Source organism: Streptomyces sp. ISL-66, assembly GCF_018614135.1.
In the GTDB taxonomy this organism is placed as follows: domain Bacteria; phylum Actinomycetota; class Actinomycetes; order Streptomycetales; family Streptomycetaceae; genus Streptomyces.
In genome coordinates this window covers 64,729-73,698 of the sequence record NZ_JAGGOW010000048.1, presented here as the reverse complement: position 1 = coordinate 73,698, position 8,970 = coordinate 64,729, and the positions used below count along the sequence as shown (strand labels likewise).

General features: G+C 74.3%; 9 protein-coding genes. 6 read left to right on the top strand and 3 right to left on the bottom strand.

Annotated elements, in window-relative coordinates:
- Both J7E97_RS10710 and J7E97_RS10705 read left to right on the top strand, forming a co-directional pair.
- On the top strand, positions 1-1,162 hold a 1,162-nt coding region (locus J7E97_RS10710), incomplete at its 5' end, for an FAD-binding oxidoreductase (protein WP_215024928.1).
- 156 nt (positions 1,163-1,318) lie between these two features.
- Positions 1,319-2,236: a trypsin-like peptidase domain-containing protein gene (locus J7E97_RS10705; protein ID WP_215024925.1), complete on the top strand. Its 918-nt coding sequence runs from the start codon at positions 1,319-1,321 to the stop codon at positions 2,234-2,236.
- Here J7E97_RS10705 and J7E97_RS10700 read toward each other — a convergent pair.
- Entirely contained in the window at positions 2,190-2,582 is a 393-nt protein-coding gene (locus J7E97_RS10700; protein ID WP_215024922.1) for a hypothetical protein, read from the bottom strand. The genes J7E97_RS10705 and J7E97_RS10700 overlap by 47 nt on opposite strands.
- 66 nt (positions 2,583-2,648) lie before the next feature.
- Entirely contained in the window at positions 2,649-3,602 is a 954-nt protein-coding gene (locus J7E97_RS10695; RefSeq protein WP_215024920.1) for an AEC family transporter, read from the bottom strand.
- A 237-nt stretch (positions 3,603-3,839) separates the two neighbouring features.
- Here J7E97_RS10695 and J7E97_RS10690 point away from each other — a divergent pair, with 237 nt between their 5' ends.
- The 4 genes from J7E97_RS10690 (at position 3,840) to J7E97_RS10675 (ending at position 8,358) form a co-directional block, all read left to right on the top strand.
- Positions 3,840-5,225 (top strand): sensor histidine kinase, encoded by a 1,386-nt coding sequence (locus J7E97_RS10690; protein ID WP_215024916.1) that lies wholly within the window; start codon positions 3,840-3,842, stop codon positions 5,223-5,225.
- Positions 5,222-5,908: a response regulator transcription factor gene (locus tag J7E97_RS10685; RefSeq protein ID WP_215024913.1), complete on the top strand. Its 687-nt coding sequence runs from the start codon at positions 5,222-5,224 to the stop codon at positions 5,906-5,908. Before J7E97_RS10690 ends, J7E97_RS10685 begins: the two co-directional genes overlap by 4 nt.
- 198 nt (positions 5,909-6,106) lie before the next feature.
- Complete coding sequence (locus J7E97_RS10680; RefSeq protein WP_215024910.1) at positions 6,107-7,150, top strand: alpha/beta hydrolase; 1,044 nt, start codon at positions 6,107-6,109, stop codon at positions 7,148-7,150.
- Complete coding sequence (locus J7E97_RS10675; protein ID WP_215024907.1) at positions 7,147-8,358, top strand: acyltransferase; 1,212 nt, start codon at positions 7,147-7,149, stop codon at positions 8,356-8,358. Before J7E97_RS10680 ends, J7E97_RS10675 begins: the two co-directional genes overlap by 4 nt.
- Positions 8,359-8,497: 139 nt before the next feature.
- Here J7E97_RS10675 and J7E97_RS10670 read toward each other — a convergent pair whose 3' ends face one another.
- Positions 8,498-8,920 carry a DUF350 domain-containing protein gene (locus tag J7E97_RS10670; RefSeq protein WP_215024903.1) on the bottom strand — a complete coding sequence of 141 codons (423 nt, stop codon included), beginning with the start codon at positions 8,918-8,920 and terminating at the stop codon, positions 8,498-8,500.
- Between the last annotated feature and the right edge of the window lie 50 nt (positions 8,921-8,970).

Genomic DNA, 8,970 nt, shown 5'->3' with positions numbered 1-8,970 from the left:
GACCACCGCGACCACCGCGACCGAGGTGAGGATCGGTGCGGGCGCCCGGCTCGGCGAGGTGAATTCCGCCCTCGCCGCGCGGGGGCTGGCCGTCCCTACCGGGCTGTGCCCCTCCGTCGGCATCGCCGGGCTCACCCTCGGCGGCGGGCTGGGCCTGGCCTCCCGGTCCTACGGGACCACCTCGGACCAGCTCACCGGCGCCACCGTGGTGACCCCCGACGGGACCGTCCGCGAGGTCGACGCCGACCGCGATCCGGACCTCTTCTGGGCCCTGCGCGGCGGCGGGGGCGGCAACTTCGGGGTGGTCACCGGCTTCCGCTTCCGCGCCCACCCGGTCTCCGACTGCGCCTTCGCCGAGCTGCACTGGTCCCCCGCCGAATCCGCCGCCGCCCTGGACGGCTGGCAGAGCTGGCTGGAGGGGTTGCCCGACCCGTTCTGGAGCCAGGTGGAATTCGCCGTCGACGGCGGCCCGGTCGGCGCCCCGGCCGTACGGGTGCTCTGCCTGGACGGCGGACGCGCCGAGCTGGAGCGGCAGCTCACCCGGCTGTCCGACCTCGTCGGCCGCCCGCCCCGGGACAGCTGGACCGTGGTGCGCGGCTACGGGGACACCGTCCGGGCCATGTCGGGGTGCCTCGACCTGAGTCCCGCCGAATGCCGGCTCCCCGGCACCCTGCCCGGCCACGATCCCCGCGGCCGGCTCGGCCGGGACTCGTACGCGGCCCGCTCCGACTTCTGGGCCCCGCGGGGCCTGACCCGGGGCGCGGCCGACACGGTGCTGGCGGCCGTCCGGCGCTACGCCGGGAACGTGCCGCGCGGCGGGCTCGGGGTGGTGCAGTTCGACGGGGTCTGCGGTGGCGCCCTGAACCGGTACCCGGCCGGGGCGACCGCCTTCGTGCACCGCGCCGCCGGTTTCCTCGCGCAGTACCTCGTCTACTGGCCCGGCACGGCCCCGGCCGCGGACGTCGCCCGCCACCAGGGCTGGCTCGACGGGCTCTGGCAGGACCTGCGCCCCTGGGCGAGCGGAGCCGCGTACCAGAACTACGCCGACCCGAAGCTGACCGGCTGGCGCGAGGCCTACTACGGGCCGAACCTGGCCCGCCTCGAAGCGGTCCGGCGCACCTACGACCCAGGCCGCCTGTTCCGCTTTCCCCAGGCCGTCTAGCCCCCGGCCATGTGGCTGACCCCAGGCCATGTGAATCCCGGGCCATGTGAATCCGGGCCATCAGGTCCCGGGGCCGGGAGGGCCCGCCGGCCACGACCGCGGCGGCGCCCCGGCCCTGCTCGATCCCCCTCCAGCGAAGACGAAGAGGAGACGGAAATGCGACGTGCGTTGACGGTTGCGGCGACGACGGCCGCCCTGCTGCTGCCGGCCGGGCCGCTGCCCGTGGCCCAGGCCGGGAGCGCCCCGCCGCCCGCCGGGCGGTGGTCGGCCCGGGATGCGGAGTCCTTCTGGACGCCCGACCGGATGGCGTCCGCCGTCCCGATCAGCCGCGGCGGGGCCCCGGCGGCGACCGACGGCAGGGGGCAGGACTTCGACGGCATCCCCGTGGTCGGCCGGATGTTCGTCATGAAGGGCGGCGGCGCGTACTTCTGCACGGCGAGCGTGGTCGCCTCCCCCGGCCGCGACCTGGTGCTCAGCGCGGCGCACTGCCTGCTCGGGACGGACGCCCGCCAGGTGGCCTTCGTACCGCAGTACACGGCCGGGAACCCACAGCCGTACGGGATGTTCCCGATCCTGCGCGACCCGGCCGGCCGCTCCAAGGTGTGGATCGACCCGCGCTACCGGCAGCTCGGCGCGGACAAGGGCGCCACCCTCGACGTGGCGTTCGCCCAGGTCGGCCCCGACGCCGACGGCTTCCCGGTGGAGGACGTGGTGGGCGGCAACCGCCTGGTCACGGGGGCGACGTACGCACACAAGAAGGTGTCCCTGATCGGCTACCCGGCCTCCGCCGCCCGGCCGCGGCTGTGCGTGAACCGGACGACGAAGTTCACCAGCACCGATCCGGGCATCCCCGGATCGTTCCTGCGGATCGACTGCACCGGCTACCCGGGCGGCACCAGTGGCGGCCCCTTCCTGACCCGCTTCGACGAGCGGACCGAGACCGGCGACGTGGTCGGGGTGATCGGCGGCTGGAAGACGGGCGGGGACACCCCCGACACGTCCTACAGCTCCTACTTCGGACCCGACGTCAGGAAGTTGTACGAGAAGGCTCTTGCCGGGGCAAGGGTGGCATGAGCACCCGCTCCCAGCGGGTGCGGCGCGGGTTGCCCACCGTCCGCGGGGTGGCGGGCAGCCCGTCGGCCGTGAGCGGGTCGGCGGGCGCGAGGCCGAGCTGACGGCGCAGGTCCGCGAGGGCCGTGTGGACCGGGGCGAGGATCACCTCGGCGCCCGGGTGCGCGTACGCGAGGGCGTGCGCGGCCGTCTCGATGGCCTCGGCGGCGTCCTCCGCCGCCGTCCGGCTCCATCCTCCGGGCGCGGCGTGTCCCCAGGGCGCGACGGTGTCGTACAGGTGGCAGGCGGCGTCGGCCACGGCGTCGGCCTGTTCCCCGACGCCGGGCGCAGCGATGGTCGGCAGCTCCATGCCGGATCAACGAGCGGAGCCCGCCGGGGGAACGAATCGCCCCCGGCGGACCCGTCGCCGGTGCCCCTACGAAGCCAGGGCCACGGTCGGCAGCCAGAGCGGCAGGAGGAGCAGGGACACCACCGAGCTCTTGATCACGACGGAAGCGGAGAGGTCCACGCCCACGTCGTAGCGCTGGGCGAAGATGAACAGGTTCTGCGGGGTCGGCATCGCCGCGATCAGCACGAGGTACGTCAGCCACTCGCCCCGGACCCCGAACAGCGCCCCGCACACCGCCCACGCCAGCAGCGGGAAGACCAGGCATTTGAAGCCTATGAGCGCCAGCTCCTCGCGCGTGGTGCCCCGGATGTCGAGGCCGATGCCGCCGAGGTGGAGGCCGAGGGCGAAGAGGGCCACCGGGGAGGCGCTGTCGCCGACGAAGGCGGCCCCGTCCAGCACCACCTCGGGGACGTGCACGGAGAGCAGGTTGAGCAGGATCCCGGCGTTGCAGGCGAGCACCAGCGGGGTGACGAGGGAGGAGCCGACGGCACGGGTCAGCCGCTGGGCGGGACCGCCGGCGCCCGGACCGGTACGGCCCAGTTCCATGATGGAGATGACGACCAGCGACAGTACGCAGACCTGGAAGAGCAGGACCGGGAAGATCGGGGCCGCCGTCCCGAAGAAGGTGATGAAGACGGGGACCGCGAAGTAGGCGGTGTTGACCTGGACCCCGGCCATCACGCGCAGTGCCACGTCGCGGGGCTCCCGTATGCCGGCCAGGGCCGAGGCGGCGGCCAGGGCCCCGACCGCGAGGGCGGCGGCCGTCGCGTAGCCGCCGATGGCCCGCCAGTCGAAGAGGGCGGAGAGGTCGGCGGCGTAGATGTTGCCGAACAGGTAGCAGGGGACGGCGAAGAGGAAGGCGTAGTCGGCGAAGGCCTTGGAGGCCTCGGCGGGAACCACCTTGCGGCGCGCGAGCAGCACGCCGGCCCCGAAGGCCAGGACGACCGGCATCAGTTTCTCGAGCGCGGCTGCCCCGCCCATACGTACCCGCTCCCCGCCGTGCCGTGCCGTGCCGTGCCGTGCCGTGCTGCGCCGTAGCCACCCGGGCCGGGCGCAGTCTATGTCGATCACGTCGGAAGCCCGACGGGGTGGGGCCCTCGGGGCTCGGTTCCCCTCACGGGCATTCCTGGTCGCCGCTGATCCCCGGGACGAGGGCACCGGGACGAGGGCGCCGGGACCGGGGCCGTGACGCACGTGGGTGCATAAGGTGGACCGATCATGAGCGACCGAGCCCGATTCCGATCCCCGTCCGCCAAGGCGGCCGCAGCCGCAGCAGCCGGCGGCGCCTCCGGTACAGCCGCCTCCGGTGCCGCCGCCTCCGCCGCCCGGGCACCCCGCGCACCGGGCCAGCTGGCGGTGGCGCTCCGTACGCCCGCGCGGGCGGCCGAGCCGCTGTTCGCCCAAGCGCCCAAGGCCTGGCAGCGGATGCTGCCGTACGCCGTGACGGCGGCGTGCGTGATGGCGCTGCTCCCGGTCACGATCGTGGTCCTGACCAACGACTACAAGGCGGGCGGCGGCTGGGCCGGCGCGCTCGGCGTGGCTCAGACGGTGCCGCTGCTGCTCGCCGTGACGCGGCCGCTGCCCGCGTGGGCGCTGGTGCTGTTCGCGGACGTCGTCGGGGCCGTCGTGCTGACGCAGGCCGATCAGGTGGCCCGGCACTCCTGGCCGTGGACCCCCATGGTGATCATCGGCTACCTGGTGCTGATGGCTTGTCTGGGGCTGCGCGAGTCCATCCGGACCCTGGTCGGAGTGTGGCTGGCGACCGGGGCGGCCGGGGTGGTGCTGGGCTTCTTCCAGCCGGCCGGGGTGCTCAACACGGTGGCCCTGCTGTTCGTGCTGAGCGGGGTCGTCCTCGCGCTGACGGGTGCGCTGCGCGGGCTCGGGGACGCGCGGCAGAGGATCGCCGAACAGGAGAGCATCAGCGAGGCCGAGCGGGCCCGGCGCACGCTGCTGGAGGAACGGGCCAGGATCGCACGGGAGTTGCACGACGTGGTGGCCCACCACATGTCGGTGATCACGGTGCAGGCGGATTCGGCGCCCTACCGGCTGCCCGGCATGGCGGAGCCGGTGCGGGAGGAGTTCGCGGCGATCGCGGCGAGCGCGCGGGAGTCGCTGGGCGAGATGCGGCGGCTGCTGACGGTCCTGCGCGGCGACGAGACGAACGGCCGCGATCTCACCCCGCAGCCGGGGCTCGGGAAGCTGCAACAGCTGGTGGAGGCGACCGTACGGGCCGGACAGCCGGTGGAGTTGTCGCTGGCCGCGGGCACCGCGGAGGCGGCGCCGCCGGCCGTGGACCTGTCCGCGTACCGCATCGTGCAGGAGGCCCTGGCGAACGTGGTGCGGCACGCGCCGGGGGCGCCGACCCGCGTATCGGTGACCTTCGACGCCGACGAGGTGCTCGTGCTCGTGGTCAACGGACCCGCGCGGGACGCGGTGGTGGCGCTGGAGACCTCGGGCACCGGGCACGGTCTGGTGGGGATGCGCGAGCGCGTACGGTTGACGGGCGGGACGCTGGACACCGGCCCGCTGCCCGACGGCGGCTTCCGGGTCGCCGCCCGGCTGCCCCTGCTCCCCCTGAACGAGACGGACGAGGACGCGAGTTGACCATCCGGGTGATCATCGTCGACGACCAGGCCATGGTGCGGGCGGGATTCGCCGCGCTGCTGTCGGCGCAGGCCGACATCGACGTGGTGGGCGAGGCGCCCGACGGTCGCCAGGGCGTCCAGGTCTCCCGCACCGTCCACCCCGACGTGGTGCTGATGGACGTACGGATGCCGGAGATGGACGGGCTGAGCGCCGCGCGCGAGCTCCTCGATCCCCCGCCGGGCGTGGTGCACCGGCCGAAGGTGCTGATGCTGACCACCTTCGACATCGACGACTACGTGTACGAGGCGCTGCGCGCCGGAGCCTCCGGGTTCCTGCTGAAGGACGCCCCGCCGGCGGATCTGATCGCGGCGGTCCGGGTGGTCGCCTCCGGCGAGGCACTGCTGGCGCCGTCGGTGACCCGGCGGCTGATCGCGGACTTCGTCGAGCGGCGGCCGGCGCCGCGCAAGAACCCGGCGCTGCGGCTGAACGGCCTGACGCCGCGTGAGACCGAGGTACTGGAACTCATCGCGCGCGGGCTGTCGAACCAGGAGATCGCCGGACACCTGGTGCTCGCCGAGCAGACGGTCAAGACCCACATCGGGCGGGTGCTGGGCAAGCTGGACCTCCGGGACCGGGCCCAGGCCGTGATCTTCGCCTACGAGGCGGGGCTGGTGCGTCCGGGCGACGGCCGCAGCGCCTGATCCTCCGGATCCGTCGGAGCCACCTCCAGCTCCACCTCCGGCTCCGGCTCCGGCTCCACCTCCAGCTCCGGCTCCGGCTGCGTCGTCTCTCCTCCACCCCCTACCGGGGTATGACATGGGGGTTGGCTCCCCGGTCCGACGCCCCCACCGGTAGCTCCTTCTTACCTTCCTCCTCGTCACGAGGAGAGGAGAAGGGGCATGCGCCGCTTCGCAAGGACACTGGTCACGGCCGCACTGGCGGCGGCCGTCGTCACGGGCACCGCGGGATGGGCCTCCGCCGGAACCCAGACGGCGGTCACCGGCCCGCCGCCGGGCACCGCGTCCTGGCTCGCCTCCGCGGTGGCCGGGCAGCCACTGCCGGATCCGGCGCGGACGTCGCCGCGCGAGGTCGCGCGGTTCTTCGCCGCGCTGGACGGGGAGCGGGCGCAAGGCCTCGTACGGTCCCACCCGCTGGTGGTGGGCAATCTCGACGGGGCCCCGATCACCCTCAGGTACGAGGCCAACCGGCTGGTCGTGCTGGCGACGGGCGAGGCCCGCTTCGCCTCCCTCGCCGCGCCCGGCCGGCAGATCCTGGCCTTCGACCCGCGCGGACGGGGCCAGGTCGCCGAGGTGTTCGGGGACCTGGGGCGGGCCGCGCACGTCGCGGTGGTCGTGCCCGGCTCGGACAACGACGCCGCCGGCTACGACCGCGGGCGCGCCCCGTACGCGGGACCGGCCGGCATGGCACGCGCCCTGCGCTCCGCGGCCGGGGACGCCACCGCCGTCATCGCGTGGACCGGCTACACCAGCCCCGTAGGCGTCGGGCTGGACGCGGCCGACGGGCGTCTCGCCCGGGCCGGGGCCGTCCGGCTGGCCCGGTTCACGCGGGGGCTCGACGCGGTCGGCGCCCCCGACCCGGTGCTGTTCTGCCACAGCTACGGCTCTGTGGTGTGCGGGCTGGCGGCCCGGCACACCGACGCCACCGACATCGTGGTCTTCGGCTCTCCCGGCATGCGGGCCGGCACCGTCGCGGACCTGCGCACCGGGGCCCGCGTCTGGGCGGCCCGCGGGCCCGGTGACTGGATCTCGAACGTGCCGAACGTCGAGTTCGCGGGGCTGGGCCACGGCGCCGACCCCACCTCGGCGGCCTTCGGGGCGCGCCGGATCCCCGCCGCCGACGTGGCGGGCCACACCGGCTACTTCACGCCCGGCACCCAATCCCTGAAGGCCTTCGCGGCGATCGCCACGGGAGGGACCCGATGAAGCTACTCACCACGGCGCGGGCGACCGCCGACCGGATCGAAGCGAAGACCCCGGCCCACCGCGACCGGGCGATCGACGGACTGCGGGCCCTGGCCCTGCTGGCCGTGCCCACCGGGCACTGGCTGCTCGGCGGTCTCACCCTCGACTCCGACGGCGCCCTGCACAACGCCAGCCCGCTCTCCGCCTTCGGCGGCCTGGCTCCGGCCGGCTGGGTGTTGCAAATGCTCGGCATCTTCTTCCTCGTGGGCGGCTACGCCTCGGTGCTCTCCTTCCGGCGGCGCACCGGCTCCGCGGGCGCGTGGCTGAAGGGCCGCATCGCCCGGCTGGGGCGGCCGGTGCTCGGGGTCACGGCGGTGTGGGCGCTGGCCGCGCCGGTCCTGTACCTGGCCGGGGTGCCGGAGGCCACGCTGCGGACCGGGGCGACGCTGGTGATCCAGCCGCTGTGGTTCGTCGGCGTGTACGTGGTGGTCACCGCCCTGACGCCGTACTGCGTCCGGGCGGCGCACCGGCTCGGCGGCTGGGCGGCTGCCCCGCTGCTCGCCTCGGTCGCGGTGGTCGACTTCCTGCGCTACGGGCCCTTCGCGGACTCGGTGCCGGGCTGGCTGGCGCTGGTGAACATCCTGCCGGGCTGGCTCTTCGCGTACCAGCTGGGCGTGTCGTGGGGCGAGGGCCGGATCGGCCGGCGCGGGGCGTGGCTGCTGCTGGCGGGCGGCGGCGCGCTGTTCGCGGCGCTGCTGGTGGTCTTCCACTACCCGGCGTCGATGGTCGGCGTACCGGGTGAGGCGCGGACCAACTCGCATCCGCCGTCGCTGCTCGTGGTGGCGCTGGCGGCGGCCCAGTCGGGGGCGGCGATCCTGCTGCGGGACCGGCTGGCGCGGCTGCTGGCCCGGCCTGCGCTGTGGGCGCCGGTGGTCGTGATCAACCTGTGCGCGATGACGATCCTGTGCTGGCACCAGACGGCGATGCTGGCGGCCGCCGTGCCCGGTTCTTTCGTGGGCGGACTGGCGGGGCTGACGACGGCTCCGGACAGCCTGGGGTGGATCGTGGCGCGGCTGGCGTGGATGCCGGTGTTCGCGGCGCTGCTGGTGGGGATCGCCCGGTACGCCCGCCGGTTCGAGCAGCCGTGGACGAAGGCCTCGGCGGTGCGCGGGACGGCGGCGGGCTTGCTGGCGGCCTCGTTCGCGGTCTTCGCGCTGGGTCTGGCGTAGCGTCCGGGGAGGCAGCCCCCCGGTACGAGACGAGAGCGCCGCTCTCGGGAGGGAGCGGCGCTCTCGTCTCGTCTTGTGCTCGTCTTGTGCTCGCCTTGCGCTCGTCCTGCGCTCGTCCTGCGCTTGCCGTGTCCCGTGGTCAGGCGATGGAGGCGGCGACGATGCCCGCCACTGCGATGTTGCAGGAGGCCGTCACCCACACGGCGGGGTGCGGCTCGGGGTCGACCACTATGGCGCCGAGCTTGCCCGGGGTCACCAGGTCCAGCACCAGGAAGGCCACCCCCATCAGGACGAGGCCGAGGACGCCGAAGGCCGCGGTGGAGACCAGGCCCTTGCCGAAGTCGGCGTAGGTCGTCCAGATCGAGGTGAAGACGATGCCGCCGATGCCGAGCAGCGCGGAGCTGAGCAGGACGGCGGCGTTCCGGTTGCGCTCCTCCCAGATCTGCTTCGGCAGCTTGCCGGGGGTCAGCACGTCCACCAGCACGATGCCGAGGATGAGCAGCACCAGGCCGACGCCGCCGAAGGCGGTGGTGCGACCAAGTCCGTTGATGATGTCGCTCATTGAGAAGCCGTCTCCGGGTGGGTAGGAAGTACGTCGCGTGCCCTGTCGTC

Bases quoted from the DNA above. Each gene is read 5' to 3' on its own strand.
- J7E97_RS10705 (WP_215024925.1), top strand. From the start codon at position 1,319: ATGCGACGTGCGTTGACGGTTGCGGCGACGACGGCCGCCCTGCTGCTG.
- J7E97_RS10700 (WP_215024922.1), bottom strand. From the start codon at position 2,582: ATGGAGCTGCCGACCATCGCTGCGCCCGGCGTCGGGGAACAGGCCGAC.
- J7E97_RS10695 (WP_215024920.1), bottom strand. From the start codon at position 3,602: ATGGGCGGGGCAGCCGCGCTCGAGAAACTGATGCCGGTCGTCCTGGCC.
- J7E97_RS10690 (WP_215024916.1), top strand. From the start codon at position 3,840: ATGAGCGACCGAGCCCGATTCCGATCCCCGTCCGCCAAGGCGGCCGCA.
- J7E97_RS10680 (WP_215024910.1), top strand. From the start codon at position 6,107: ATGCGCCGCTTCGCAAGGACACTGGTCACGGCCGCACTGGCGGCGGCC.
- J7E97_RS10675 (WP_215024907.1), top strand. From the start codon at position 7,147: ATGAAGCTACTCACCACGGCGCGGGCGACCGCCGACCGGATCGAAGCG.
- J7E97_RS10670 (WP_215024903.1), bottom strand. From the start codon at position 8,920: ATGAGCGACATCATCAACGGACTTGGTCGCACCACCGCCTTCGGCGGC.